The following is a 25,516-nucleotide window of genomic DNA, read 5'->3' as shown; positions in this document are numbered from 1 at the left end:
TAGGTCCGACAACGTCAGGGGCGCAGCGCACCGGATTCGCCCGCAGTTCCGGAAGCCCCTGCCGGTCCTCTACGAGCAGTTGGCGGCCAGCCACGTGGTCACGGGTGCCATGGCCTGCTGGAACTGGCCGCTGGAATAGACCGTCTGGTCTTTCAGCCCCGCCACGGCGACTTCGTTCAGCTTGGCGAAGTCCGCCTTCAGCGCGTCCGGAACGCGCTCCGCCGTTGCACTGAGCTCCGCCTTCTTCTGCTCAAGTTCCGCAGTCTTCCCCTGGGCAGCCGACATTGGCAGCAGCGAGGCTCCGGTGGCCTGCTCGGAGATGGCCGCGCACGCCTCCGCGGCTGAGGCGTAGCCTCCGAACGGGCCGGACGAGGGGCTGGCTGTAGCAGCAGCGGAAGGGCTGCCGTCTGAAGTTGCGCTGCCGGTGGAGGCCGACGACGGCGCGCTGCCGGCTGTCGGGGCGGAGCAGGCGGTGAGTGCCGCAACAGCGAAGAGGGCGGCGGCGGTCAGCGGGCGTGCAAGGTTTTTCAAAAGTTCACATTTCCTGGATCGGTTGCGCCGCCAGCGGCGGCCTGTCTGGGCAGGCGCGGGCGCCGGCCATGTCCCCCGGCGTGCGAGTCTAGCCCGGGCCGTAGCCCGCTTTCCAAGTTGACATTGCGCGGGGTCCTTGCAGTCTTTCCCTATATATAGGGAGCCCTCCCCTATATATAGGGAGCGATGACAATGTTCAGGGAGCGAAGAGGCGGGAAGGGCGCCGGTTAACGCAGAAGGCGCCCGGACGGGTTCCGGGCGCCTTCGCGGTTACTGCTGTACTACTGGCTTACTTGTAGAGTCCGTTGCCGCCAACGTTGACGTTGGTGGGCAGGTAGCCGAACGGGCCGAGGCCGTTCTGGCCGTAGCTGCGGTCAACCTTGGACACGCCGTCACGGAAGTTGATCTTCACGGTGGGCGACAGGGAGCCGCCGCGGACGCCGTTGACGTTGTCGATGAAGGACTGGACCAGTCCGCCCGGCTGCACGTAGTGCGAGTAGGCCTGGAACTGGCGGCCGTTCTGGTTGGGAGTCGGGGCTTCCGGGGATTCGGACGGGAGGTTCAGGTCCGTCGGGGATCCGAGGGACAGGCCGCTGTTGTTCATCGGCTGGTAGTCCGAGCGCACGCCGTCACCCACGAAACCGTAGACGCCGTCGGGGCCGCGCATGCCTGCCGCGTAGGTGAACTGGTGGCTGATGGTGAACAGGTAGTACTTGTTCTTGCCGCCCTCATTCTGGATGAAGATCTGCGGACGCTCGGTCTGGTCGTTGACGCAGTTAGCGGACAGCAGCGGAGGCAGGAACTTCCACTTGGTCAGGTCCTTGTTCTCGGCCACTGCCAGGCCCACGTTTGCAGTCTGGTAGTAGGCACCCGTGCTGTTGACCTCGTCGAGCTTCTCGGCGTTGGCGTCGCCCTTGGCATAGCCCAGGTCGGCGTCCTCGCAGCGGTAGTCGCCGCGCTTGCCGCCGGTGTTGCCTTCGAAGACCATGAACGTCTTGCCGGGGTGGGCCGGGTCGGCAAACGTGTAGGGATCGCGGAACGCGAAGCCGGGGTTCTGCTGCTTGTTCTGGTACATCTTGCCGTCCGGTTCGAGCAGCTTGGTGTGCTTGAAGCCGTCGAAGGTGACGCCGTTCTTGTCAGCGTGGATGTTACCCAGCGCCTTGGCGATGGCTGCGTCGGGGGCGATTCCGCCGCCGCCGGCGTTGCGCTCCTTGACGTCGTAGAACGTGGTGGCCGTGTAGAACACGTTCACCTGGTCGCCCTTCATGAGCCGGGTAGAACCGGACCACTCGGTGTTGCCGATGGAAGAACCGTCCACGAACACGTGTCCGCCGTAGTTCCACTTGTCCTTGGCCGGATCTGCGTTGGTCTTGCGGAAGAAGTAACCGATGCGGGCGTTCCAGTGACGCTGGTCGAAGCCGTAGCCGGCGTGGCGGTCGGCGACGAGCGAGAAGATCACGTCGTAACCCTTGTAGCTGATCTGGTTGGCGTTCTCATCGGTCAGGGACCAGGTGTCCCAGACCCACACGTCGTCGTTCATGGCGGGGAAATCCTCAGGGATCTCCGGCATGGTGACGTCAGGGCTCATGGAGTTCTTGCCCGGCGCGACGGTGGAGTCGCTCTGCGCCATGATCTGCTTGGCATCCGCACGGGTCCACTTGGAGGTGAAGTCGGCCGCCGGATCGTAAGCCTTCTGCGTGTGCTTGGTCGGCAGGGGGAAGCCCGGAGTGGGGGCGGGCATCTGCGTGTTCGACGGCGGATCCGACGGCTCGTTTGCCTGCGCCGACGGCACGGCCAGGAAGGTGGTGGCTGCGACAGCGGCCGCCAGAGCTGCGGCGGCGGGACGCCACCGCAGCATCCGGGGTGTCTTGGGGTGCTTGTGCATGTTTTGCTCTTCTCGCGGAGTTACATTTCGTGGAAGACGGGCATATGCCCTTGTCCCCGCGCACTCCGGAGGCCCCGATGACACGGCCGGCGTCATCGAGGACGCCGTTGTGTCGAGGGGGAAACGGGGCTTGGGTAGGGCCCCGGTAAGGCGGTCCGGAAATGTTGAACACTTCCCGGCCCGCACTCCACGGTAGACAACGTTGTCGACCGAGTTCAACCCGGTTTTCAGCGCCCCCCGAAGGCCAGCGCGAAAAAGTGCAAGCGCTTACATCTCCGTTTGCGCGCGCGTGCCACATCGGCCGCGCTGATTCAAATGCCGCGTAATAAATCTGCTTTATATCCGGCATTCACCACTTGTTTACCCATCGATCGCTCCATAACTGCCCTTTTCGAGCCGCAAATCGGCAGTTACGGAGCAGCCGATCACCCCGGAAAGAGATTCCGGGATGTGTTGAAGATCGCGTCCATCCGCCAGGCGTCGAGCTGGTGCAGCCGGACGTTTGCGTCTGCCGAGACTCGCACGCGTCCGCCGCCCAGTGTCGGGTAGGCACGGGCTGTCAAGGGCCTGCCGTTGGCAAAGGTCTCCAGCGCGGACCGGTCCACCAGCACACCCGCAGCCTCAGCCTTCCACCCGGGGAGGGTCAGGGCAGCCTGTCAATGGGCAATTCGAATCTGATAATCCCGGGAACCCGCAGGTTCTACCGGCGCACGGATCCCTGTGCCCGCCGGCGGACGAAGTACTCTGCCACCGCGAGATTGATCACCCATGCCGCCCCCATCAGCACTGCACGGGTCAGCTCGCTGGCGGGGCCGACCAGGAGAATCCAGGGGATGGACACGAGGGCCTGGGTTCCCGCAGCGACCCCGATCGCGTAGCCGCGGGCCATCCACGCACTGTGGCTGACGAAATCCCGGCGCCCAATCGCGAGAAGCCCCAGGACGATGCTCGCCACCATGCCCAAGCCGAAGATGAGCCGAAGGACGAGCAGTATGTCGCCGTCGCCTTCCGGGAGGTCGTAGAAGACCGCCATCCACAGGCCCGAGAGTCCCACGAGCAGGCCGGCCGGCACGAGAATCCGCCCCGCCATCCGGTGCCAGCTGAGCCGGCCGCGACCGCCCCGGCGGAGGGAGGGAACGAACTGGAACGCCCCCAGCAGGCTGTACACGATGGCAGCGGGAATGTGGATCAGCACGGGGAGGGGCGAGTCGAAGAAGCGCGCGTTCTGCGGTGTGACCGAAGCGCCGCCCGTCAGCTCGGTGAGACGCACCGCCCCGAAAAAGACCGGGATGAGGCTGAGCAAAATCAGGGCGGTGGGCACGGGCCACTGAGCCCGTTGACGCCGGACCGGCGCCGGGGCGCCGATGGTTTCCGTTGACATGTCGATCCCTCCGCTCATCGGGTGTACGGCGTACACCTCATGCATCCCGACAGTAGGTGTACGCAGTACACTTGTCAAGAGGACACCGCTAAGGGAGGCTGGTCCGGATGACTCAGCAGGTGGAAGCTACACGCCGCGTACCCTTGAGCCGCGACCGCGTGCTGGCCGCCGCCGTCGAGCTGGCCGATGAGGTGGGCATCGAGTCACTCAGCATGCGCAGGCTCGCCCAGGAACTCGGCGTGGTGCCGATGGCCCTGTACAAGCACGTCGCCAACAAGGACGAACTTCTCGACGGCATGGTCGATGCGATCATCGCGGAGATCGATCCCCCGGTCCGGGATGCGGGCTGGAAGCGTACGGTCAGGCTGAGGGTCCTTTCGGCGAGGCGGGCACTTCTGCGTCACCGTTGGGCACGGCGGGTGCTCGAATCCCGCACCAGCACGACGCCTGCCGTTCTTGGATACATGGACTCGTTTATGGGCATGTTCCTGGCTGGAGGGTTCTCCGTCGACCTCACCCACCATGTGATGCATGCCCTCGGCAGCCGGATGTGGGGGTTCACCCAGGAGTTGTTCGACGACCCCGCAAACGGGAACTTTGCCGATATGGCGCCGGATGCGCAGGCCGCCATGCTCAGCGAAATGGCGGAGCGGTATCCGAACATATTGAAGGTCGCTACGGCCGCCAGTCACGACGACGGTTCCGTAGTCGGGGCCGGCTGCGACGACCAGTTTGAGTTCGAGTTTGCCCTCGACCTGATGCTTGACGGCTTCGAGCGGCTCCACGGGCAGGGCTGGACGTCGGAGAAACCGGCTGGCGGCGCAGCAGAGGAATAGCGGGGCCCGCCTAAAGCTAGGCCCGGGTCCGCGCTGCGGGGACAGGCCTGCTGTCTTCGGGCGGGGTTTCTTCGGCCCGCCCGTAGCGTTTGGTTGGGGCAGGCAGCGTCAGAACAAAGAGGCTGCCCGCGACAAGTGCGGCACCAGCCCACGCCAGCGCCGGCAGCCGCTCACCCACCACCAGAACGGCCAGGATGGCGGCCACCACCGTCTCAGCGAGGGAAATGGTCGTGGCCATGCTCGCCCGGACGCGGGCGAGGCCCCAGCCGAAGACGACATAGCCCGCAAACATCGGGACAAGCGCCATATACATGCCGACCATCAGGTTCTGCCCGGAAGCGACGAGTGGGGATCCGGTGACGGCCAGCACGGGCATGAGGAGCAGGCCGCCCAGGCCGAAGACGGCCCCCATGACCGCCCTTGAGGGCACCCCTGTGCTAATCAGGCGGTGCGCAGCCCAGGAGTACAGCGCATACGTGAGTCCGGCAATGAGCCCCAGGCCGATGCCGGCGGACGCGGACCATCCCGGATCCGTGGCCGACGCCGGATCAGCCTGCCCGGCTTCCGCGAAGCACAACAGCCCGGCACCGGCGAGACCGAGCACTGCGCCGGCAACCCACCGGCCGGTAAACCTTCTCTTGTCCACAATCCGCTCGATGACGGCGGAGGCAAGGGGCGCCGAACCGATGGAGACAACTGTGCCAACCGCAACGCCGGCCAGGTGCATTGAAGAGTAGAAGGCAAGCGGGTAGGTTGCGACTGCCAACGATCCCAAGGCCGCCGTGGGCCACCGGGTGCGCAGGGATGCCGAGAACGCGATGATGGGCCGGGCCGCGAACGCCGCCTGGAGCAGGCCGCCCAGGCCCATGGCCACTGCCCCGATCGCCAGTGGGCTGACGTCGGGGGCAAATGTGGCTGCGGTTCCCGTGGTGCCCCACAACACCGAGGCTGCCAGCACAAACAGCGCACCCCACGCGCTTCCCTTGTAACCCGCGCCGAAACCCGCGCCCTTCACAGGGCGCCGATCAGGGCTGCCGCGATCCGGCGGGCTTCCTGAATGCAGCGGTCATCGCCTTCCAGGCCCGCACGGGCCATCGAACCTTCAAGCAGGAACGCCAGGTGCCGGGCAATTGAACGGGCGCGCTCAGGTGAGTGCGGGAGGAGTTCGGCCACATGCTGCGATATCAAAGCCTCAACCTCCTCCTTGTGACGCCGGACCACCGTCCTGCCCGGGTCCCCGGCAGGCAGTTCGGCCGCGGCGTTGAGCAGGCCACAGCCCCGAAAGCCACGCTCGTACGCCAGGTCAGCGTGGTCCGCATAGGCATCGAAGACCGCAAGGACACGGTCCTGGCCGTTGGCGGCCCCATCCAGCCGCACCTGGTACAGCCCCATCCACTCCTCATGGCGGGCGTTCAGGTACGCCGTCACGAGGTCTGCCTTGGAGGAAAAGTTGTTGTAGAGGCTCTTTTTGGCCACGCCCGCCTCGGCCGTAATGGTGTCAATTCCGGTTCGTGCCAGGCCGTCGGCATAGAAGCGCCGCGAGGCCGCTTCAAGCAGTGCGTCGCGGGCGCGCCTTTTGGGAGGGTCGCTTTGCGGTGTCACCGGATTCTCGGGCATCAGTGGTCCTCGCTGGCGTCGAAGTAAGAGTAGGTAGACCAGTCTACCTACTCTTGGCTTCCGGGGCAACGAAAAAACCCCGCAGCTCCCGTGTAAACACGAGGAACTGCGGGGTCTTAGCTGCCAGCGTTGAGCTTGCCGAAAAGTGGCTCCGACCGGCGTCGATCCGGTGACCTTTCGATTTTCAGTCGAACGCTCTACCAACTGAGCTACAGAGCCTAGGTGACATGTCACCATGACAGCCGGAATTTCTTCTGGCAATCAGAGCGACCCTGACGGGACTTGAACCCGCGACCTCCGCCGTGACAGGGCGGCGCGCTAACCAACTGCGCTACAGGGCCTTGCTTGTTTCTTGCTGTTCACAGTATCGCTACTGCAATTTTTCAAGGCCTTTAGCCTACCAGACTTTTTGGTCCGGTTTGACCACTTCCTTGCGTACCCCCAACGGGATTCGAACCCGTGCCGCCGCCGTGAAAGGGCGGTGTCCTAGGCCGCTAGACGATGGGGGCCTGAACTCAATCCGGCTCATTCAGGGCAAAAATAAAGGGCCGAAGCCTTTCGTTTTTGTCCCTCCGAGTTGCTCCGAACTGGACCTCTAAAACTATAGGGCCTACGCCGGGAAATTCCAAAATCGGCGCGAAAGCCTCCGCGCCGGGCACTACAAGAATGGCAGTTTCTTGCCTAGAGGTGACCGATTTCCGCCAGCCCCGGGACACGGAACAGGACTAGATTGTCACCATGGCAACCACCGCCGACACCAGCTCCCTGCACCCTGCCGATCCCCACGAAGGATCCGCCGCTGCAGCACCCGCCCAATCCACCCGGCAGCCCAAGCAGCCCGTCAACAAACTGGGCGTCGCCGCCGTCGTTGTCACGGTGGTGCTCTGGGCCTCCGCTTTCGTCGGCATCCGCGCCGTCGGCCCAAGCTTCTCCCCCGGCTCCCTGACGCTCGGGCGGCTGGCGATTGCCGCCGTCGTGCTGGGGGCAGTGGTCCTGCCCAAACTCCGCATGCTGCCGCGGGGCCGCGAGTGGTGGCCCATCCTGGCCTACGGCGTCATGTGGTTCGGCGGGTACAACGTGGCCCTCAACGCCGCCGAACACCTGCTCGACGCCGGAACCAGCGCGTTGCTGATCAACGTGAACCCCATTCTCATCGCGGTGATGGCCGGCCTCATCCTCAAGGAGGGGTTCCCGCGCTGGCTGATCATCGGAAGCCTCGTGGCGTTCGGGGGTGTTGCCGTGATCGCGCTGGGTTCAGGGCAGCGGTCGACGGCGGACGTGGCCGGCGTGCTGCTTTGCCTCCTCGCTGCCGCACTGGCCGCCGTCAGCGTCATTGTCCAGAAGCCCGTGCTGCGGAAGTTTCCCGCCGGGCAGGCTACCTGGTTCGGGATCATGGTGGGCCTGGTGTGCTGCCTGCCCTTTGGCGGCCAACTGGTGACGGAACTGCTGGCGGCGCCGTTGCCGGCAACCCTGGGCCTCGTGTATCTCGGCATCTTCCCCACCGCCATCGCGTTCACCACCTGGGCCTACGCGCTGTCCCTGATCGACGCCGGGAAGCTGGCTGCCACCACCTATCTGGTTCCCGGCACCACTGTCCTGATCTCGTGGCTGGTGCTGAGCGAAAACCCGACGGTCTGGGGCCTGGTGGGCGGCGCAATCTGCCTGGTCGGCGTGGGGCTCACGCGGCGGGGATCCCGCTAAAGTTTGGGTATGCCTGCAAACCTGCCGCCCGGACTTCCCATCGTCCCGGACGGCGACGGCGAACCATCAGGCTTCGACATGTCGGAAGCCGATTTCGAGGCGGCCGTCAGCGACGCGCTGAACAGGATTCCGGCGGAGGTGGCGCGGGCCATGGACAACGTGGCCGTCTTCATCGACGACGACTACACACCCCAGCCGGGCGAGGATCCGGACACAGTGCTGTTGGGACTGTACGAGGGCGTTCCGCTGACCGAGCGGGATTCATGGTGGGACGCGGGATCCCTGCCGGACCGGATCACCATCTACCGCCAGCCCATCCTGGACATCTGTTCCTCCCGGGAGGAGGTGGTGGAGGAAGTGGCCATTACTGTGATCCACGAGATTGCCCACCACTTCGGAATCGACGACCAGAGGCTTCACGAACTCGGTTGGGACTAGCCTTGTAGGCATGGGACACGACCACAACCACGCGCACGGTGTCACCGCGACCGGGAAGCACCGCAGCCGACTGGTTGCGGTCCTGTCCATCACCTTGGCCGTGGTCTTCATCCAGGTGATTGGCGCGGCACTATCGGGGTCCCTGGCCCTGCTTGCCGACGCCGGACACATGCTGTCCGACGCCGCGGGCGTGTTCATTGCCCTCCTGGCCGCGTGGATCGCGGCCCGTCCGGCCAGCGACCTGCGCACCTACGGCTATCAGCGCGCCGAGGTCCTGGCCGCCCTCGCCAACGCGCTCATCCTCGTGGTGATTGCGGTGGTCATCTTCTCCGAGGCGATCCGCCGGATCGGTTCCGCGCCGGAAGTGCAGACGGACATCATGCTCTACGCCGCCGTCCTGGGCGCGGTCGCCAACCTGGCCTCCCTGCTGATCCTGCGCCGGGCGCAGAAGGAAAGCCTCAACGTGCGCGGCGCATACCTGGAAGTGCTGGGCGACCTCCTGGGGTCCTTCGCCGTCATTGCTGCGGCCCTGGTGATCAAATTCACCGGTTTCCACGCAGCGGACACGATTGCCTCGGCGCTCATCGCCCTGATGATCCTGCCCCGCGCCTGGCACCTGCTCCGGGACGTGGTGGACGTCCTGCTCGAAGCCACGCCCAAGGGTGTGGAGGTCCAAATGATCCGCGAGCACATCCTGTCCGTGGCCGGCGTCGTGGCCGTCCATGACATCCACATCTGGACCATCACCTCCGGCGTGCCCGTGTTTTCCGCCCATGTGGTGGTGGAGGATGCCGTCCTGAGCGCCCGCGGCGCGGACCAGGTCCTGGACAAGCTCACCACGTGCCTCGGCTCCCACTTCGACACGGAACACTGCACCTTCCAGCTGGAACCGGCCAGCCACTCCGAGCACGAGTCCCGCCAGCACGCCTGAGCGCGCCGTAAGGGGCTGTCGGGGCCGCTCCCGCCACGTGGAACACGCCCACGGAAATTCCATCGGATGACACGCTTGTGGTTTATGTTATTGATGTGACTCGTGTTGCCAAAGTGGCACATGGGCACGTAGCCTCGGTGCTGCTGGGTGATTTGCAGAGGGGCACTTTTGTGCCGCCTCCCTACTCGTTCGTCCCGGCCCCGAACGCAGCGAGGTTTGCGAATGAGTTTGACCGGAACAGGCCGCAAGGCCGCCGTGCTGTGCACCGCCGTCGTACTTTTCGGAATGCTCGCGGTGCCCGCGCACGCCTCCCTGCTGCCCCCGGCCAGCGCACCGGCGCTGGTGGTTCCGGCGGCCCCTGAGATCCCCTCCCCCGGCGACATTGCCACCGCCAAGTCCAGTGAAAGCGCGACGGCGGCGCGGGTCACCGACATCGAACGCATCCTGGCGGATGCCGCCTCAGCACAGGAGCTGACCTTCGCACGGACCCTCGAAGCAAACAACGCCTACAGTGACGCACTCGTGGAGCTCCGGATCAGGACCGACGCCGCTGCCGTGGCAACCGCCCGCGCCGAGGCCGCGGACAAGGAACAGGCAAAGAGCCGCAAGGAGATCGGCCACCTGGCAGGGGACCTGTACCGCAATGGCGGGCTGAACCCCGCGCTGAGCAGTTTCGTCACCGGCAAGGGCGACGTCCTGGAGCAGGCGGCAACCCTGCAGGCCCTCACCGCCGGCCGCAGCCGTGCCTTCGAAACAGCCGAGACCACCGCTTCCGCGGCAGAATCACTTACAGCAGCCGCTGCAGACGCCCGGCGGGCGGCCGAGGACGCCGCCAAGACGGCCGAGTCGCTCAAGGGTGCGGCCGAGCAGGCGAACGCTGCCCAGCTGAAGGCTGTGTCCGAGGCCAAGGCGCAGCGGACCGTCCTCGTGGGCCAGCTCGCCTCGCTGAGGCGCACCACGGCCGCCCTTGAGTCGGCAAGAATTGACGGGCTGGACCGGCAGCGGCAGCAGGCACGGCTCGCTGCCATCACGGCCGCAGCCGGGGCTGCAGCGGAGCAGTCTGCAACCGTGCAGTCTGCAACGGTGAGCGGCGCCGCGGATGCATCGGCGGGACAGACTCCCAGCCGGACGGCAGTTCCCGCACCGGCAGCCCAGGCGCCGGTAGCCGCCCGGCCTGCGGCGCCGGCAAACCCGGCACCCGACCCGGCCCCCGCGAGGCCGGAACCGGCGCCGTCACCGGCGCGGCCTGCTCCGGTCGATCCGGCTCCCGCGGTTCCGGCTCCGGCTCCGAAACCGGTCCAGCCCGCTCCCGCCCCGTCACCGGGAGGCACCAACCAGACCGCCGTTTCCGTGGCTTTAGGCAAGGTGGGGAAGCCCTATTTCTACCAGTTCGGCGGCACCGGAGCCTACGGTTTTGACTGCTCCGGCCTGGTTCAGAACGCCTTTGCCGCAGCAGGAAAATACCTGCCGCGGACGGCCGCCGAGCAATTCGCCCAGGCGCCCGTGCACGTTCCCCTGTCGCAGGCGCAGCCGGGTGACCTCCTGGTCTGGGGATCGGCTCCCGGTTTCTACCATGTGGCCATCTACCTGGGCGGCGGCCGGGTGGTGCAGGCCCTGAATCCGTCTGACGGGATCACCGTGACGGACCTCAGCATGATGGCCGGCATGCAGCTCCATCCGGTGGCGGCGCGCTACTAGCCTGGTCCGGCACAGCCTGACTCGGCACGCAAGCACGGCACCGCTAGGACAACACGTCCTTGCTGACGAACCGGCCGTAGGCCAGGGCACCGAACACGGCGATGTAGCCGGCCTGCAGCATGGCGTTGCTGGTGAAGGAATCCCACCCAATGGGTTGGCGCAGCAGGTCCGCGAAGCCGAACCAGTAATGGCTGAATAGCCACGGGTGCAGCCACTCCAGCTGGGGCAGCTGGTCCATCACCTGCGACGCGACGGACAGGACGATCGTGGCCGCCATGGCTCCCACTGGCACGTCCGTCAGCGTGGACAAGAAGAGCCCGATCGCCGACAGTCCCAGCAGGGATACGGTCTGGTAGGCGGCGATCAGCAACATCCTGTTCAATGCTTCGCCCGGCTCCACAACGTCGCCGGACAGAAGGGTCACGGGGCCCACGGGGAACAGTGCCGCCCCGATCCCGGCCCCGGCGAGCGCCACCGCCAGCGGGGCCGAAACGCAGAATGCGACCGCCCCCACATACTTCACGAGGAGCAGCCGCACGCGCCCGGCGGGAGCCACGAGCAGGTAGCGGAGGGTTCCGTGGCCGGCCTCCCCGGCGATGGTGTCACCGGCCACGACGCCGATGGTCAGCGGCAGGAACAGCGGTACCGCAACGATCAGGGCGGTCACTCCGACGAACAGCCCGTTCTGCGTGATGCGGTCCAGGAACGCCGGCCCCCGGCCCGGCGGGACCGCCGTGGAAAGGCGGACGACGACGGCGATCATCACCGGGATGGCGGCGAGCGCCAGCAGCAGGGCCTGGGTCCGCCGGCGGCGGAACAGCTGCTTGAGCTCCGAGGCGAGCAACGATCGGCTGGAAGGCCGCTGGCGAGGCGATGAACCCTCCCTGCCGGGGTTTGTCCTGGTCCCGGCGCCGGGTGCGGACACCTGGTCACTGTGCGACATCGAAGCCCTCCCCTGTCAGTGCCACGAAGCGGTCCTCCAGGCTGCCCCGCTCGACGGCGAATCCCCGGACGCGCACACCGTCCGCCACGAGCGCGGCCACGATTGCTTCCGGCGCCGCATCAAGGGCGGACGTAATGACGGCGTCGGCGCCGTCCGGGTGCCCGACGACCGGGGTCATGCCGAACCGGACCAGCACGCCCGAGGCCGCGCCGGCGTCGGGCGTTATCAGGCGCACCTGAGCGGTGCCCGCCTGGCGCAGCTCGGCCAGCGGCCCCTGCGCCACCAGGCGCCCCGCACTCATGATGGCCGCATGCGTGCAAATTTGCTCCACTTCGGCCAGCAGATGGCTGGAGACGAACACGGTGGCGCCATCGGCAGCGAGGGAACGGACCAGGCTGCGCACCTCCCGGGTGCCCTGGGGATCCAGCCCGTTCGTGGGTTCGTCCAGGATCAGAAGTTCCCGGCGGGAGAGCAGGGCATTGGCGATCCCGAGCCGCTGCTTCATGCCCATCGAATAGGCGCGCACCTTCTTGCGCGCGGCGTGGGAGAGCCCCACCCGCTCGAGCGCTTCCGCCACCCGCGCCCGCCGCGTGCCCGGCGAGGCGTGACGGTCCGCGGCATCAAAACGGTGCAGATTTGCAGCACCGGAGAGGAACGGATAGAAAGCCGGCCCCTCGACGAGGGCGCCCACCTGCGGCAGGACCTCGTCCAGCTTGCCCGGCATGTCCTGACCGAGCACCCTCACCGACCCCGCTGTCGCTGCGGCCAGGCCAAGCATCAAGCGGATGGTGGTGGTCTTGCCGGAGCCGTTGGGACCCAGGAAGCCAAAGACGGAACCCCGTGGCACCGCCAGGTCGATGCTGTTCACGGCAAGCTGATGGCCGAAGCGCTTGCTCAGCCCCGTGGTTTCTATGGCGAGTCCGGCGCCCCGGTCAGCGGAAGTCACCTCGCGGCAGCGGCCTGCAGCCGCTCCAGGGGCACCGAGCCAACGAACATCCGGCCGTCGTCCGTCAGCAGGACGTTCAGCAGCGATGTGGAGATCGCCCGGCCGCCGGGCACGGCAACCGTTGCCTGGCGGAGAAGCGGATCATTCAGCAGCATGTCGACCGACGGCGCCCCGGCCGCCGGGGAGTTGGCGCGGGCCGGGAAACCGACCACCGTCTCCCAGCCGAAGCCGGTCACAGACGGTGCCCTACCGGCCGCAGCCGGCGGCCTCCGGTCCTTTTCCAGCTTGCCCTGTTCATCCTTCCACGAGCCGGCGGCGCCCTTGCCGTACTTGCCCAGGTCCCGCTTGGCGTATCCGGACGACGGCAGCGCCAGTTCCTTCACCGTGGCGCCGGGCGGAGGCGTGAAGTTGAAGACGGAAGCATCCGGCGCCTCAAGCTTGAGGCTGGAGAATGCCGTCCGGAAGGCCGGTTCCTGCTGTCCACGGGCCCGAACCTCCACGCTCAGCGGCAACCCGCTCTCGCCGTCGACGGCGACAGCCACGGATTCAACCAGCGTTGCCTGCGAACGCGGAGTGACCACCAGGTTGTAGGCTGCCCGGCCGGCCACCTCAACGTCCTCACGCACGGCCACGTCCGTGGAAGCATCAACCTTTTCAAGCATCCGGGCGGCCAGTTGTTCGGGCGTTGCCACACTGCCCGGCATCCGGGAGCCACGGTCCTCCTTGCCGGACGCATTGCCCGGAAGCGTCAGGTGGGTGGCGGTGTTGTCCTTGGAGTTGTACAGCCAAACCTCGCTGCCCTGCCGCACCGCGTCCCGCTCGCCCATCCGGTCCATGATCTGGACGCGCACCTTGGCGGGTCCGTCGACGTAGACCCGGGCGGTATGCGGTCCGGTCAGCAGTTCCGCAATCGAACCTGCGGCGGGGCCGCTGGTCGGCCCTATCTGCGGAACGTCGGGCAGTCCAAGCTCGGACGTCTGCTCCACAGTTCCGGAGAGGGCCTTGGTGGTGTGCGGCGCGATCATTGCCAGCACCTGCGCGGGCGTCTTGTCGGGCAGCGGATCCCGGGCGCTGGCGGGGACGGACCCTGCCAGGACTCCGGCAGCGATTACAGCAGGTACGGCCACGGCGGGCATCCACCGCAGCCAGGTGGGGGTCATCTCAACTCCGCTCCGTGGTCGCAGCTCATATCCTCAGGGTACGCCTCGGCCCAGCGGGTGGCAGCCCCCAATTCGTGCTGCCGCTTTCGCCGGACCACGCGCTAGGCAAGACTGGGTGGGACGCCGTCATCCAGCTTCAGGAGCCTGAGCAAATGAGCAGCATTGGTGCCATGTCCACGCCCGCCGATGAGCTGACCGGCATTGTGGGCTACGCCGCCCGGTCCATCGATTCCCTCGGGGAATGGGGCGTCGGGCTGTTCACGCTCGCGGAGACGGTGTTCCCGCCGATCCCCAGCGAGGTCATTCTCCCCCTTGCGGGGTTCCTGACCCGGCAGGGATCCCTGAGCCTGCCGCTCGTCTTCGTGACCAGCACGCTCGGGGCATATGTGGGTGCCCTGGCGCTGTACTTCCTCGGGGCCAAGGTGGGGCTGGAACGCTCCATCCGGTGGTTATCCAAGCTGCCGCTCGTGGACCGGGAGGACTTCGAAACCGCGGAACGCTGGTTCCGGAGGCACGGCAGGTCCGCGATCTTCTTCGGCCGGCTGCTACCCGGTGTGCGTAGCCTCATCTCCCTGCCGGCGGGGGCTGAGAGGATGCACCTGGGCACGTTCAGCATCTTCACCATCGCCGGAAGCGGGATCTGGAACGGGGCCCTGATCGGGCTGGGGGTCCTGCTGGGGCGGCAGTACTCGATGGTGGAGCAGTACTCCCGCTTCCTCAACTACGCGGTCTACGCTTCGCTGGCGGTCTTCGTCGTTTGGCTCGTGGTCCGGTACGTCCGGCGAAGGAAGACGGCGGACGAACCGAAGCAAGTGCCCTAGTCCTCAGCCTCCCGCGGCCGACCGGATTCCGGCCGGGCCCCTGCCGGCCTTCAGGCCCCGCCCACTCTGCCGCCGGCCGGCACCACGGTGCCCGCGCCGCCGTCGACCGTTACTTCCTGGCCCGTCCGCAGGACCGACGTAGCATCGGCGACGCCCACCACCGCGGGGATCCCGTACTCCCGGGCCACCACCGCTCCGTGCGAGTTGGGGCCGCCCATTTCCATGACGAGGCCGCCGGCCGTGAGGAACAGCGGGGTCCAGCCCGGATCGGTGGACGGGGCCACCAGGATCTCGCCCGGTTCCAGGTGCGCACCCACCGGGTCCAGGATCACCCGGGCCGGGGCCGTGACCGTTCCCGCCGACGCCGGGCTCCCCGCCAGGGCACCGTCCGCGGCAGCCCCGCGGGCAGTGGCCAGGGTTTCCGGCTCCGTTCCGTCGGACAGCAGGATCCTCGGGATGCGGCGCCGCTCCAGCTCCAGGTAGTAGGCGCCTTGCCGCCGCGCCACGAGTTCCTGCATATCGGCGCCGTCCAGCGCCTCCCCCGCCTCGCCGAAGTCCAGGAAGAACACGTCGTCGGCTCGGGCGATCCGCCCTTCCGCGGCCAGTGCCTTGCCCACCTCGGCCAGCTGCCGGCGGACCTCCGCCAGGGCCACGACGATCTGGTATTTCGGAAGTTCGCGGAGCCCGGCGAAAAGCCGGGCCCTCCGGAGCGCGCCCCGGACGATGATGCCGCGGAGCCGGCCCCTGGAGCGGGCCTCGGCCACCAGCCGGGCCACCTGCGCCTCCGCTTCGTCTTCCGCCCGGCTGAACTGCCGGTCGGGGGCGAGCGCGGGGTCATCCAGCCGCAGGTAGTTGGCCAAGACACCCAGGATGTGGGTGGGGTCGTCCCGCCACCGCGGCATCCCGACGTCGATTTCCGCAACGGCCCGGTGCCCGAACCGCTCCAGGAATGCGGCCAGGCCGGACTGCGCCACGGCCGGGAGTTCGCCGGCACTGAACCGCTGGGCCAGCAGCGCGGGCGGCTGCCCGGTGAGCAGCCGCGAGGATTCGGCGTCGGCACGGATGGCCGTGGCAAGCCGCCACAGCTCCAGATCCATCTCCGTGGTGACGTTGTTGGGCAGTCCGCGCAGAATCGGCTGGAGCTCAGCCCACGCGTCGCGCCCTGCCTGCCCCTGCCGCCGTCCTCCCTTGAGCAGCCTTCCGGCGAGCGCCAGCATCGCAAAGCCGAGCGCCGGTAGCGGAATGATGGCCGGGACATTGGGGAACAGCCTGGTGAGTACCTGCTCCGCGTGCTCCAGCCGCTGCCGTGGCGAAACGCCGTCGGGCAGTTCGAGCGACTTATTGAAATCCTTGGTGAACCGGTCCACGCGCCGCAGCGCGGCTTCCGGCCGGACCAGCGCCCGGAAGAGGGATTCCGGCACCCGGGCGCGCGCGGCCACAGGTCCCACGTGTTTGATCAGGCCCCAGGGCGTGCGGCGGGTGATCGAGAACCGCGGATCGTCAAACACCCGGCGCAGGACCGCCGCCGAGCGCGCCTCCATGATGTCGAATACCTTGGGGACGATCCGGCGGCCCACCGTGCTCCGGGCCACGGTGGTCAGGTCGAAGAAGATGCGCTGGCCCGCTTCGACAAAGGGACGGGGGCCGCTCCGCGCATCGGGCACGTCGAAGCCGGCCGCCGTTGCCACCGAGGCCGCGATGCGGCGGAAGGCGGCGAGGCCCATCGGGGTGATGGGCCGGGTCAGCCCCTGGGCCAGGCTGAAGCACAGGTAGATGCGGGTGTCGTACTCCGAGACCTCGCCACGCAGCACCTTATCCGCCAGCGGGTAGAGCGTGGTGATGGGCCTGGACTGGGTCAGCCATGCCTTGCCGGCGGCGTCGATCGCCCACTCTGTGTCCTGCGGCGCCCCGTAGTGGTGCTCGGCCTTTGCCCCCAGCGCGGCGAGTTCCCTGACTTGCGTGTCCGTCAGGCAGGGCTTGTCCCCCGCGGCCGGCTGGTCGGCGCTTTCCGTGCCTCCCCCGGGCAGCGGGCGGATGACCAGTCGCTTGTCTCCGACCCGACGCTCCAGGATCCTTCCGGACGCGGTGTCCACCACAAAGTGGTCAGGGTTCACGGCACCGGACACCACGGCCTCCCCCAGGCCCGGGCTGGCATCGATCACGGATTCCCGGCGCCGACCGGTCACCGGGTTGGCCGTGAACATCACCCCCGCTGCCGCGGCATCCACCATGCGCTGGACGACGACGGCGAGCGCCACCGTGGACGGGTCAATGTTGCGGCTGGCGCGGTAGGCGACGGCGCGGTCCGTCCACAGGGAAGCCCAGCAGTCCCGGACTGCCGCCAGCAGCGCTTCCGCGCCCACGACGTTCAGGTAGGTGTCCTGCTGGCCGGCAAAACTGGCGAAGGGGAGATCCTCGGCCGTGGCCGACGACCTGACCGCGACCGGAACGCCCGGTCCCGGCCCCGAGTCCGGTCCCGGCCCCGGCCCCGGGTCCAGCGCCTGATAGGCGGACAGCAATTCGCTCGCGATGCCCGGCGGCAGTTCGGCCGCGGTGATCAGGCTGCGGGCCCGGGCGGCCAGCTCGGCGAGGGCGTCCAGGTGGTCCGCCGGGGTGGCCTGCAGGTCCCGGTGCACGTCGCCAAGCCCCAGGGGCGCCATGGCTTCGGCATAGGCCTCGGTGGTGAGGCAGAAGCCGTCGGGCACCGGCAATCCCGCTGAGAACAGCTCGCCCAGGTTCGCGGCCTTCCCGCCCACCTGCGGCAACATGCGTGCGTTGAGGTCACGGAGGCCGAGCACCCGCCCGCTCATGGCCTATGAGGCGCCGAGCATGGGCCCGAAGCTGGCACGGTCGGCGAGCCTCGGGTCCTCGCTGTCCGGCACCACCATCACGGGACTCTTGGCGTGGTGCAGGACGCCGTCGGAGGTGGAGCCCAGGAGCATGCCGGTGAAACCGCCGCGCCCGCGCGTGCCAACGACAATCAGCTCCACATGGCGGCTGGCCTCGACGAGCACATCCACGGGCGAACCGTCCACGAGCCGGGTTTCGATGGTCAGCCGGGGGAAGTGGCTCTGCAGCCACGCGACACCGGCCTTCAGCTGGACCTGGATGTCCGCAAACAGGGCCTCCCTGTCCAGCGGCGCCGGAACCCACGCCAGGGATCCGCTGTACTGCGGCACGGCGCAGATCACCCGAAGCGGTGCTGCCAGCCGCTCGGCCTGGGCCGCGGCCTCGAGAACGGCGACGCGGGCCTGTTCAGAGCCATCCACGCCCACCACGACCACGTTTTCCACGGGACCGTACCCTGCCTTGGCCTGCTCCGCCCGGACATGTTTGTCCTGCGTGGTTTCGCCCAGCCGGTTGGCGCAAATCAGGGGAACCGTAACGGTGGGGCACTTGGCGTGGGCGGGCAGGGCGCTGCTGACGGAACCCAGAAGCCGCCCGACGAACCCGCCCCGGCCGCGGGTCCCGACGACCAGGAGTTCCGCGGATTCCGAGATTTCCAACAGCACGCCGGAGGCGTCCCCGTTTTCAACCGAGGCGGTGACGTGGATGTTGTAGCCGGCCACCTTGTCCACCGCGTGCTGCAGGATGGCCTCGGCGCCCTCGCGGATCACAGAATCGTCCACGGTGGCATAACCGCCGTCGAGGCCGGACGCTGCGAAGATGGGCACCGAGTAGGCGGTGACGACATGGAGGGGATGACGGCGGCGCTCGGCTTCGCGGGCTGCCCACACCAAGGCGCACTGCCCATGGTCTGAACCGTCGACGCCGACTACGATCCCTTCGGGCCTGGCGGCCCTTCCGTCGCCATTCCGTGCCGGGTCCGGATGCAACTCGTGTGCGTCCATTCGGTCCGCCTCCTCGCGATACTGCCCTGATGATGCGGCTATTCTGCCAGAAGCAGGGACTTTCGCCGTCACCGGCAGGCCTCCCGTCTCCCGGTTGCGTCAGGCCTGCTTTCATGTCCAACTATTCTCGGTCGGCGACATGTTAGCAAGCGGGCCGGGAGGCCGTTTCAGGCGGCCGCGTGCGCGGGCTCAACGGCTCCATGAGGCCCCGGCGCGGGTCACTGTTTCAATGTTTCCGGCGGGCTATCCAGGGACCGAAAAATTCTGTAGTCTTCGAGGCACTATTGATCCGAGAATTGTGTTTCAGAACACATCCGGACAATATTTTGTGTCTGCTTGCTGGGGCAGCGGACCGTGCAGGGCGCAGACGCCCTGTGCTTCGAAATTTTCGAGGAGGAAGCTGTAGTGTCAAGCATGCCTGGTCTCAGCGGGGCTGAACGGACCACCACCGTGGTCATCGGCGCCGGCCTTCCCGGTCTGGCCATCGCCACGGAACTCCGCCGGCGGGGCGTGGATTCGATCACCGTCAGCGGGCTTGAAGCGCCCGGCGGGCAGGCGTCCCAGACAGCGCCGCTGCAGCGGTGCGACGCAGCGGGGGGATCCTCCCTTCAGGAGCGCAATGAAATCCTGCGCCAGTTGCGTAATTATGCCTCGAGCCACCACTTGGACATCCGAAACGGCACCGCCGCCGTTCAGCTGGACAGGATGGGCGCGGGGACGGCTGACGCTCCGCTCCACCGCTGGGCCGTCCACACCCCTGACGGCGTGCTGCTGGCCGACCACATCGTGCTGACCCGCTGCGCCCACAGCCAGCTGCGCCGCATGCTCACTGACCTCGGCATCTCCGTGGGCCAGAATCTTGTGGCGGCCATGCGGGCCATCGGCATGTACCTCGTGGGGGTGGGCGAGCTGATCACGCCGACGCCCAGGGAAGTCCTACGGCAGGCGAAGGTAGTGGGCCAGGCCATCTCGGCCAAGGTGTACCCGGACAGCGTCCCGTCAGTATTGACGGGAAGCTTCGCGACCCTCCAGGCCCCCGCCTAGCAGCAAGACCCGCCTAGCGGCCAAGGCCCCCTGGCACCAAGGTCCCGTCAAGCAGCAAGACCCGCCTGGCGGCGGGGACTAGACGCTTCGGCTTAGACCCCCTGGCCGCCGGACCCTCCGGGGCGGGCGCCGGCGTCGTCATCCTCAGCACCGGCCGCCTCCCCGGCGTCCGGCTCCTCCCGGTCATTGCCGGTGCCGAGCCTCCGGCGGGCCAGCACACCAAGGGTCACGAGCAGCCCGAGCGCCACCGCGGCGAACACCACGACGCTCCACGGGAACGGCTCCGAAGCGTCAGGCACCTTTTCCGGGGCCGGGGTGATGCCGGGCTGGGGCGTGCCGACCGTAGGAACCGGGACTGCCGGCGTCGATCCCGCGGCCCCGGACGATGCCGTGAACGTGAACGTCCCCTCAATGGGGTGCGAATCCGAACTGACCACGCGCCAAGCCACCGCGTATTTACCCGCCGGGGCACCCTCCCGCAGTTTCTGCGAGGCCACGTTGTCGACGATCTCCACCTTGCCGTCCGCCCAGTCAGTTCCGGCGGAGTCGGTGACCTTGACCTGCGAGCCGAGCCCCAGCGGATTCTTGTTGAAGGTGATGGACACCTTCTCCGGCGGCGTGGCCACCGTGGCGCCGTCGGCCGGGCTGCTGGACTCGGCGGCATCGTGCGCTGCGGCCGGACCGGCGGTGAGGAGCAGGGCGGCGAAGACGAGCGCGCCCAGGATGGCGCTCAGCAGCTGGCGGGTGGAACGCATGGACGGACTTCTCCCTTGTGTTGGCTTCCTTACAGACTAGGCGAAAATGCCGGGAAGGCCCCCTGCCGCCTAATAGGATTCAACCAACCCCAACCCCGGAGGACTAATGCTTAAGCAGGGCTCTGCACTGGACCGGTACTTCAAGATTTCCGAACGGGGGTCAAACTTCTCCCGCGAGATCCGCGGCGGTTTTGCCACGTTCTTCGCCATGAGCTACATCGTGGTGCTGAACCCCCTGATCCTGTCGGTAGCGGACTCCTCCGGCGCCACTCTTGGCTTTCCCGCCGTCGCCGCCACCACCGCGTTCGTCGCGGGCATCCTGACCATCCTCATGGGAGCGTGGGCCAAACACCCGTTCGCGATGGCCACCGGTCTGGGCGTCAACGCTTTCGTGGCCGTCACGGTGGCCACCAACCCCGGCCTGACATGGCCGGACATGATGGGGCTCGTGGTTCTGTCCGGGACCACCATGCTGATCTTGGTCCTCACCGGCTTCCGAACCGCCGTGTTCAAGGCGGTCCCGGACGGACTCAAGACGGCGATCGTCGTGGGCATCGGCCTGTTCATCGCCCTGATCGGGCTGGTCAATGCCGGCTTCGTGCGCCGCATCCCGGACGCGGCAGGCACCACGGTGCCGGTGGGCCTGGGTGTTGACGGCCAGCTGTTGGGGTGGCCGACGCTGGTGTTCGTCTTCGGACTCATCCTGACCATCGGCCTGCTGGTCCGCAACGTCAAGGGCGCCATTCTGATCGGCATCGTCGCGTCCACCGTCCTGTCCGTGATGCTCGAATTCACGCTGCGCATCGGCCCGAGCTTCGACGGCGAGAACTTCAACCCGCAGGGCTGGTCCCTCGTTGCCCCCACGTTCACCGAGTGGGCCGCCCCGGACCTCTCCCTGATCGGCAAGGCCAACCCGATCGGCGCCTTCGAGCACCTGGGCTTCGTGGCCGCTACCCTGCTGGCATTCGTGATCCTGCTGAGCATCTTCTTCGACGCCATGGGCACCATGGTTGGCCTGGCCAACGAGGCCGGAACCGTGGACAAAGAGGGCAACATCCCCAACGTTGACCGGGTGCTGCAGGTCGACGCCCTCGGCGCCATCGTGGGCGGCGGCGCGTCCGTGTCCTCCAACCAGATCTACGTCGAATCCGGCGCCGGCATCGGTGAAGGCGCGCGGACCGGCCTTGCCTCGATTGTGACCGGCCTGCTGTTCCTGGTGGCCATGTTCTTCACCCCGCTCATCAACCTGGTGCCGTTCGAAGCCGTGGCCCCCGCCCTGGTGGTGGTCGGCTTCATGATGGTGGCCCAGGTGGGCAAGATCGACTGGAAGGACTGGGGAATCGCCCTCCCCGCCTTCCTCACATTCACGCTGATGCCGTTCACCTACTCGATTGCCAACGGCCTTGGCGCAGGCTTCATCTCCTACGTCATCATCCGGACCTTCCAGGGCCGCGCGCGGGAGGTCCACCCGCTCATGTGGGCCGTGGCCGCGGCCTTCGTCCTGTTCTTCAGCATCGGGCCCATCGAGCAGGCCCTCGGAATGCACTAGCCTTCGCCCTTAACGCCGGTTCCGGGATTTCAGACAGTACGACGCCGGCGCTGCTGGCTTTCTCCGGCCCTGTGCGGTGAGCTTGAAGCATGGATTTTCCCGCTCTCTCCGTCGATGCCCCGCCGCCGCCCTGGACGGGCCGATTCGACGGCGACGGCGAAGAACACCGGCGCTGGTGGCAGGCGGTGGCTCCGTACGCGGCCGCCCGGCGCCAGCGCAGTCCGCTCCGCGCGGACCCGCCTGTCAGAGTCACCCCACCGGCCAATGTAACTACTCCGGTCAGCGCCACTGCTCCGGGCAGGGCCGGCCGGCCGGCCGTACTGCTGGGCTTCTGCAGCGACGAAGGCGTCCGCCGCAACAAGGGGCGTACGGGCGCCGCAAAAGCGCCCGCCGCCATCCGCACCGCGCTGGGCCCGCTGGGCTTCCATCTGGACAGGCCCGTCCTCGACGCCGGTGACGTGACCGTCCGGGACGGCGAACTCGAAGCCGGCCAGGCCAGGGCCGGCGTGGCGGTCACAGCACTGCTCGACGCCGGCAACCTCACCGTGCTGCTTGGCGGCGGCCACGAGTCTGCCTTCGCGAGCTACCTGGGCGTGGCCGGATCCCAGGCCGTCAGAGAAGGACAGCGGCTGGGGGTGCTGAACCTGGACGCCCACTTCGATCTCCGCGACGAGGCCGCGCCCAGCTCCGGCACGCCGTTCCTCCAGATGGCCCGGGCGGAAGCCGCCGCGGGGCGCGAACTGAAGTACGCCGTCGTCGGGATTTCCGAACCGAACAACACCCGCACGCTCTTCGGCACGGCCGACCGGCTGGGCGTGAAATACCTCCTGGACGAGGACTGCACGCCGGACGCCGTGCACGCGTTCGTGGCGGGCTTCCTGGCCGACATCGACGTCCTGTACCTGACCATCGACCTGGACGTGCTGCCGGCGTCCGCTGCCCCTGGGGTGAGCGCCCCGGCGGCGTTCGGCGTTCCGCTGCCGGTGATCAGCGCCGTGTGCCGGCAGGTGTGCGCGAGCGGGAAGCTGCTGCACGCCGACGTGGCGGAGCTGAACCCCTCCCTTGACATTGACAACCGCACGGCCCGGGTGGCGGCGCGCCTGGTCAACACCCTGCTGGGCAGGACCGCACTGCCGGGCCAGGACCCGGCGCTGCCGGACTAATCCTTGGCGCTGGCGGAGGGGCTGGCGGAGGCGCGCGGGCTGGCGGACGTGCGCGGGATCGGCGCTGGTTTGGGCTTCGGCTTTGCGACGATGGCCGCCGGCGGCTTGGGGAACGCGGCGGCCGGATACAGCCGCGCCACTTGGACCATGTAATTTGCCCATTGCGGGCCGGCGATCATGTAGCCGTCGACGCGGCTGTAGAACTTGCCGTTGATGGTGAGGTTCCGGCCGGGCCGCTGCTGGCCCTCCAGCGCGTCCCCGAAGAAGGAGGCCGTGGCCAGGCCGGTGGTGTAGCCCACCACCCAGCTGGCGCCGTTGGTGTTGTTGGTGCCTGTCTTGGCCGCCACCGGCACGCGGCTCTGGACCTTGGGGTTGATGTAGATCCCCGAGCCTTTCGTGAGCATGTCCTGCAACGCCTTATTCACGCCGCGGGCGACGTCCCGGCGTACAGCGCTCCGGCATTCCGCAGCCTGGCCCGGTAGTTGCCGTCCGGCGGCGTCCGCCACGCGAAGGAGTGCGAACGGCGCGCAGTACCGGCCGTCGGCGGCGAACGTTGCAAAGGCATTGGCCAAGGACATCGGGGACACGCCGGTGCCGCCCAGCAGGTTACCCAGCTGGTGCATGTTGACCGGAGCGCCGTCCAGTCCGCTGTGCAGGCCCACGGCATCGACCATGTTCTGGATCCCGCAGAAGTCCAGCTGCGCCGCTTCGGCAAACGTGGCCGTGTTGATGGAGTTGTAGAGCCCGTAGTCGGCCGGCATCTTCCGGTAGTAGCCCTCGGAGGCATTCTGCAGGTCCTCGGCCGCTTCCCGGCCCGCTTTCTGCTGTTTGGTGCTGTAGGCGCCGAGCACCTTCCCGCAGGAGGACCGCCAGCGGAATCCCAGCGGATACTCGCGCCGTGAAGCATCCACGACCTCCGTCATGGCCCGTCCCTGCTGCAGCCATGCGGCGAACGTGAACGGTTTCATGGTGGAACCCGGCTGGAATCCACCGGCGCCGTTGAGGTCGTTGCCGCTGGGGTCCTTGGAGTCCACGTTGAAGTTCAGCTGGGTATCAAACTTTCCGCGCTGCGGCAGGAAGACCGTATTCTGCGCCATGGCGAGGATTTTGCCCGTGCCCGGCTGGACCGTTACCAGCGAGGCACCCCACTTGGCGGGGTTCGGCCCGGCGGTGGCGTTCACCTGGGCCTGGGCCTTTTCCTGAAGCCGGCTGTCCAGCGTGGTGGTGATGGTCAATCCGCCGCGGTAGAGCTTCTGCTCGCGCGCTGCCGTGTCCGCGCCGTACGCGGGGTTGTTGAGGACCAGGTGGGTGACGTAGTCACAGAAGTAGGGCGCTATCGCGGCCGCCGCGCAACCCTGTTTGGAGGGCCTGACCTTCAGCCCCACGCCCGTGGCCACCGCGGCAGCATGCTGCTTCTTGGTGATCTTGCCCTGGCTGAGCATTGCCGCCAGGACCTGGTTGCGCCGTGCGATGGAGTTCTTCGGGTTGGCCACGGGGTCGTAGAAGCTTGGGCTGTTCACCAGCCCCGCGAGCAGCGCCGCCTGGGGCAGGGTCAGTTTGCTGGCCGGGACGCTGTAGAAGTATTGGGCGGCGGCCTCAATGCCGTAGGCCGTCCGGTGGAAGAAGACAATGTTGAGGTAACCCTCGAGGATCTGGTCCTTGGTGAACTTCTTCTCCAACGCCATCGCCAGCCGCATTTCGCGGAGCTTGTCCCCCATGCTTTTCTGCCCGCTTAGCACCACCTGTTCCTCTCGCCCGGCTGAAATCAGGGCCTCGTTGGCCACGTTGGTGACGTACTGCTGGGTCAGGGTCGAGGCCCCCTGCCTCTCGCCGCGCGTCAGGTTGCTGGTCAGGGCACGGAGAACGCCCTGCGTATCGACCCCGCTGTGCTCGTAGAAGCGGCTGTCCTCGATAGCCACTACAGCATCCCGGATAAACGGGGACATCTGCTTCAGCGGCACCTGCACCCTGTTTTCCGCGTAGAACGTGGCGATCAGCTTCCCGTCCGCCGTCACCATCCTGGTGGTTTGGGCCGGCGTCGGCACGGCAAGCTCGGTGGGGAGGCTCTTGAAATAGGAGATCGAATTGCTGACGGTGGTACCCGCGAGCGCAGCCCCGGGAACCAGGAAGCTGGCCACCAAAACCCCGCAGATGCCACTGACGATCACGAACCCCAGCATCGCTGCCAGGGCACGCGCCGTCCGGAATACAAAGCTCTTGCCTGCCATGAAGTCAGCTCACCAACGTCGAAAATGAATTCAGAATA

The 25,516-nt window shown here is 67.5% G+C and carries 22 protein-coding genes and 3 tRNA genes; 9 read left to right on the top strand and 16 right to left on the bottom strand.

Annotated elements, in window-relative coordinates; all coding sequences use genetic code 11:
• Positions 1-69: 69 nt before the first annotated feature.
• The 4 genes from J7I89_RS09160 to J7I89_RS09145 form a co-directional block, all read right to left on the bottom strand.
• Positions 70-531: a hypothetical protein gene (locus tag J7I89_RS09160; RefSeq protein WP_214969291.1), complete on the bottom strand. Its 462-nt coding sequence runs from the start codon at positions 529-531 to the stop codon at positions 70-72.
• Positions 532-820: 289 nt separating this feature from the next.
• Complete coding sequence (locus tag J7I89_RS09155; protein ID WP_214969289.1) at positions 821-2,416, bottom strand: glycoside hydrolase family 68 protein; 1,596 nt, start codon at positions 2,414-2,416, stop codon at positions 821-823.
• 425 nt (positions 2,417-2,841) lie between these two features.
• A complete protein-coding gene (locus J7I89_RS09150) occupies positions 2,842-3,027 on the bottom strand; it encodes a GH32 C-terminal domain-containing protein (RefSeq protein WP_214969287.1) in 186 nt (61 codons plus the stop codon).
• Positions 3,028-3,116: 89 nt separating this feature from the next.
• On the bottom strand, positions 3,117-3,797 hold the full coding sequence (locus J7I89_RS09145; protein ID WP_214969285.1) for a DUF2306 domain-containing protein: 681 nt from the start codon (positions 3,795-3,797) through the stop codon (positions 3,117-3,119).
• A gap of 107 nt (positions 3,798-3,904) precedes the next feature.
• On the opposite strand from J7I89_RS09145, the gene J7I89_RS09140 reads away from it, so the two are divergent.
• Positions 3,905-4,633, top strand: coding sequence for a TetR/AcrR family transcriptional regulator C-terminal domain-containing protein (locus J7I89_RS09140; RefSeq protein ID WP_214969283.1), 729 nt, complete (start codon positions 3,905-3,907; stop codon positions 4,631-4,633).
• 16 nt (positions 4,634-4,649) lie between these two features.
• On the opposite strand, the gene J7I89_RS09135 is transcribed toward J7I89_RS09140, so the two are convergent.
• From J7I89_RS09135 to J7I89_RS09115, 5 genes are all read right to left on the bottom strand, one after another.
• On the bottom strand, positions 4,650-5,648 hold the full coding sequence (locus J7I89_RS09135) for a DMT family transporter (RefSeq protein WP_308159852.1): 999 nt from the start codon (positions 5,646-5,648) through the stop codon (positions 4,650-4,652).
• On the bottom strand, positions 5,645-6,250 hold the full coding sequence (locus tag J7I89_RS09130) for a TetR/AcrR family transcriptional regulator (protein WP_214969281.1): 606 nt from the start codon (positions 6,248-6,250) through the stop codon (positions 5,645-5,647). The genes J7I89_RS09135 and J7I89_RS09130 overlap by 4 nt, the downstream gene beginning before the upstream one ends.
• A 146-nt stretch (positions 6,251-6,396) precedes the next feature.
• Positions 6,397-6,469: transfer RNA gene (locus J7I89_RS09125), tRNA-Phe, on the bottom strand.
• 48 nt (positions 6,470-6,517) lie between these two features.
• Positions 6,518-6,591, bottom strand: a tRNA-Asp gene (locus J7I89_RS09120).
• 95 nt (positions 6,592-6,686) lie between these two features.
• A tRNA-Glu gene (locus J7I89_RS09115) sits at positions 6,687-6,759 on the bottom strand.
• A 229-nt stretch (positions 6,760-6,988) separates the two neighbouring features.
• On the opposite strand from J7I89_RS09115, the gene J7I89_RS09110 reads away from it, so the two are divergent.
• The 4 genes from J7I89_RS09110 to J7I89_RS09095 all read left to right on the top strand — a co-directional run bounded on the left by J7I89_RS09110 (position 6,989) and on the right by J7I89_RS09095 (position 11,018).
• Positions 6,989-7,951 carry a DMT family transporter gene (locus J7I89_RS09110; RefSeq protein ID WP_214969279.1) on the top strand — a complete coding sequence of 321 codons (963 nt, stop codon included), beginning with the start codon at positions 6,989-6,991 and terminating at the stop codon, positions 7,949-7,951.
• A gap of 9 nt (positions 7,952-7,960) precedes the next feature.
• Entirely contained in the window at positions 7,961-8,389 is a 429-nt protein-coding gene (locus J7I89_RS09105; protein WP_214969277.1) for a metallopeptidase family protein, read from the top strand.
• 10 nt (positions 8,390-8,399) lie between these two features.
• Positions 8,400-9,320 carry a cation diffusion facilitator family transporter gene (locus tag J7I89_RS09100; RefSeq protein WP_214969275.1) on the top strand — a complete coding sequence of 307 codons (921 nt, stop codon included), beginning with the start codon at positions 8,400-8,402 and terminating at the stop codon, positions 9,318-9,320.
• A gap of 222 nt (positions 9,321-9,542) precedes the next feature.
• On the top strand, positions 9,543-11,018 hold the full coding sequence (locus J7I89_RS09095) for a C40 family peptidase (protein ID WP_214969273.1): 1,476 nt from the start codon (positions 9,543-9,545) through the stop codon (positions 11,016-11,018).
• Positions 11,019-11,061: 43 nt separating this feature from the next.
• Here the strand turns inward: J7I89_RS09095 and J7I89_RS09090 are convergent, their stop codons facing one another.
• From J7I89_RS09090 to J7I89_RS09080, 3 genes are read right to left on the bottom strand one after another with little or no spacing between them, the layout of a single operon-like run.
• Positions 11,062-11,961 carry an ABC transporter permease gene (locus J7I89_RS09090; protein WP_214969271.1) on the bottom strand — a complete coding sequence of 300 codons (900 nt, stop codon included), beginning with the start codon at positions 11,959-11,961 and terminating at the stop codon, positions 11,062-11,064.
• Positions 11,948-12,907, bottom strand: coding sequence for an ABC transporter ATP-binding protein (locus J7I89_RS09085; RefSeq protein ID WP_214969269.1), 960 nt, complete (start codon positions 12,905-12,907; stop codon positions 11,948-11,950). Before J7I89_RS09085 ends, J7I89_RS09090 begins: the two co-directional genes overlap by 14 nt.
• Positions 12,904-14,067 carry a DUF2092 domain-containing protein gene (locus J7I89_RS09080; RefSeq protein WP_214969267.1) on the bottom strand — a complete coding sequence of 388 codons (1,164 nt, stop codon included), beginning with the start codon at positions 14,065-14,067 and terminating at the stop codon, positions 12,904-12,906. Before J7I89_RS09080 ends, J7I89_RS09085 begins: the two co-directional genes overlap by 4 nt.
• Positions 14,068-14,219: 152 nt before the next feature.
• On the opposite strand from J7I89_RS09080, the gene J7I89_RS09075 reads away from it, so the two are divergent.
• Positions 14,220-14,888, top strand: a complete 669-nt coding sequence (locus tag J7I89_RS09075; protein WP_214969266.1) for a DedA family protein — start codon at positions 14,220-14,222, stop codon at positions 14,886-14,888.
• A 50-nt stretch (positions 14,889-14,938) separates the two neighbouring features.
• Here J7I89_RS09075 and J7I89_RS09070 read toward each other — a convergent pair whose 3' ends face one another.
• Together J7I89_RS09070 and J7I89_RS09065 are read right to left on the bottom strand one after the other, a co-directional pair.
• Entirely contained in the window at positions 14,939-17,698 is a 2,760-nt protein-coding gene (locus J7I89_RS09070; RefSeq protein WP_214969264.1) for a PEP/pyruvate-binding domain-containing protein, read from the bottom strand.
• 3 nt (positions 17,699-17,701) lie between these two features.
• Positions 17,702-18,739 carry a universal stress protein gene (locus J7I89_RS09065; protein ID WP_214969262.1) on the bottom strand — a complete coding sequence of 346 codons (1,038 nt, stop codon included), beginning with the start codon at positions 18,737-18,739 and terminating at the stop codon, positions 17,702-17,704.
• Positions 18,740-19,153: 414 nt separating this feature from the next.
• Here J7I89_RS09065 and J7I89_RS09060 point away from each other — a divergent pair, with 414 nt between their 5' ends.
• Entirely contained in the window at positions 19,154-19,783 is a 630-nt protein-coding gene (locus J7I89_RS09060; protein ID WP_214969585.1) for an FAD-binding protein, read from the top strand.
• Between the two features lie 92 nt (positions 19,784-19,875).
• On the opposite strand, the gene J7I89_RS09055 is transcribed toward J7I89_RS09060, so the two are convergent.
• A complete protein-coding gene (locus tag J7I89_RS09055) occupies positions 19,876-20,538 on the bottom strand; it encodes a copper resistance CopC family protein (RefSeq protein WP_214969260.1) in 663 nt (220 codons plus the stop codon).
• A 106-nt stretch (positions 20,539-20,644) separates the two neighbouring features.
• On the opposite strand from J7I89_RS09055, the gene J7I89_RS09050 reads away from it, so the two are divergent.
• Together J7I89_RS09050 and hutG are read left to right on the top strand one after the other, a co-directional pair.
• Entirely contained in the window at positions 20,645-22,087 is a 1,443-nt protein-coding gene (locus J7I89_RS09050; RefSeq protein ID WP_214969258.1) for an NCS2 family permease, read from the top strand.
• An 89-nt stretch (positions 22,088-22,176) separates the two neighbouring features.
• On the top strand, positions 22,177-23,250 hold the full coding sequence (gene hutG, locus J7I89_RS09045; protein ID WP_214969257.1) for a formimidoylglutamase: 1,074 nt from the start codon (positions 22,177-22,179) through the stop codon (positions 23,248-23,250).
• Here the strand turns inward: hutG and J7I89_RS09040 are convergent.
• Positions 23,247-25,478 carry a transglycosylase domain-containing protein gene (locus J7I89_RS09040; RefSeq protein WP_214969255.1) on the bottom strand — a complete coding sequence of 744 codons (2,232 nt, stop codon included), beginning with the start codon at positions 25,476-25,478 and terminating at the stop codon, positions 23,247-23,249. The genes hutG and J7I89_RS09040 overlap by 4 nt on opposite strands.
• Between the last annotated feature and the right edge of the window lie 38 nt (positions 25,479-25,516).

It is taken from the genome of Arthrobacter sp. ISL-5 (genome assembly GCF_018613835.1).
Taxonomy (GTDB): Bacteria; Actinomycetota; Actinomycetes; order Actinomycetales; family Micrococcaceae; genus Arthrobacter.
Note: the sequence above shows the minus strand (reverse complement) of the source record. Positions and strands in the feature narration are given on the sequence as shown.

What these genes read in the sequence shown, in the direction of transcription:
- J7I89_RS09080 (WP_214969267.1), bottom strand. Translation starts at nt 14,067, where the DNA reads ATGACCCCCACCTGGCTGCGGTGGATGCCCGCCGTGGCCGTACCTGCT.
- hutG (WP_214969257.1), top strand. Translation starts at nt 22,177, where the DNA reads ATGGATTTTCCCGCTCTCTCCGTCGATGCCCCGCCGCCGCCCTGGACG.
- J7I89_RS09155 (WP_214969289.1), bottom strand. Translation starts at nt 2,416, where the DNA reads ATGCACAAGCACCCCAAGACACCCCGGATGCTGCGGTGGCGTCCCGCC.
- J7I89_RS09110 (WP_214969279.1), top strand. Translation starts at nt 6,989, where the DNA reads ATGGCAACCACCGCCGACACCAGCTCCCTGCACCCTGCCGATCCCCAC.
- J7I89_RS09060 (WP_214969585.1), top strand. Translation starts at nt 19,154, where the DNA reads ATGCCTGGTCTCAGCGGGGCTGAACGGACCACCACCGTGGTCATCGGC.
- J7I89_RS09105 (WP_214969277.1), top strand. Translation starts at nt 7,961, where the DNA reads ATGCCTGCAAACCTGCCGCCCGGACTTCCCATCGTCCCGGACGGCGAC.
- J7I89_RS09130 (WP_214969281.1), bottom strand. Translation starts at nt 6,250, where the DNA reads ATGCCCGAGAATCCGGTGACACCGCAAAGCGACCCTCCCAAAAGGCGC.
- J7I89_RS09095 (WP_214969273.1), top strand. Translation starts at nt 9,543, where the DNA reads ATGAGTTTGACCGGAACAGGCCGCAAGGCCGCCGTGCTGTGCACCGCC.
- J7I89_RS09055 (WP_214969260.1), bottom strand. Translation starts at nt 20,538, where the DNA reads ATGCGTTCCACCCGCCAGCTGCTGAGCGCCATCCTGGGCGCGCTCGTC.
- J7I89_RS09075 (WP_214969266.1), top strand. Translation starts at nt 14,220, where the DNA reads ATGAGCAGCATTGGTGCCATGTCCACGCCCGCCGATGAGCTGACCGGC.
- J7I89_RS09090 (WP_214969271.1), bottom strand. Translation starts at nt 11,961, where the DNA reads ATGTCGCACAGTGACCAGGTGTCCGCACCCGGCGCCGGGACCAGGACA.
- J7I89_RS09050 (WP_214969258.1), top strand. Translation starts at nt 20,645, where the DNA reads ATGCTTAAGCAGGGCTCTGCACTGGACCGGTACTTCAAGATTTCCGAA.
- J7I89_RS09100 (WP_214969275.1), top strand. Translation starts at nt 8,400, where the DNA reads ATGGGACACGACCACAACCACGCGCACGGTGTCACCGCGACCGGGAAG.
- J7I89_RS09145 (WP_214969285.1), bottom strand. Translation starts at nt 3,797, where the DNA reads ATGTCAACGGAAACCATCGGCGCCCCGGCGCCGGTCCGGCGTCAACGG.
- J7I89_RS09140 (WP_214969283.1), top strand. Translation starts at nt 3,905, where the DNA reads ATGACTCAGCAGGTGGAAGCTACACGCCGCGTACCCTTGAGCCGCGAC.
- J7I89_RS09065 (WP_214969262.1), bottom strand. Translation starts at nt 18,739, where the DNA reads ATGGACGCACACGAGTTGCATCCGGACCCGGCACGGAATGGCGACGGA.
- J7I89_RS09070 (WP_214969264.1), bottom strand. Translation starts at nt 17,698, where the DNA reads ATGAGCGGGCGGGTGCTCGGCCTCCGTGACCTCAACGCACGCATGTTG.
- J7I89_RS09040 (WP_214969255.1), bottom strand. Translation starts at nt 25,478, where the DNA reads ATGGCAGGCAAGAGCTTTGTATTCCGGACGGCGCGTGCCCTGGCAGCG.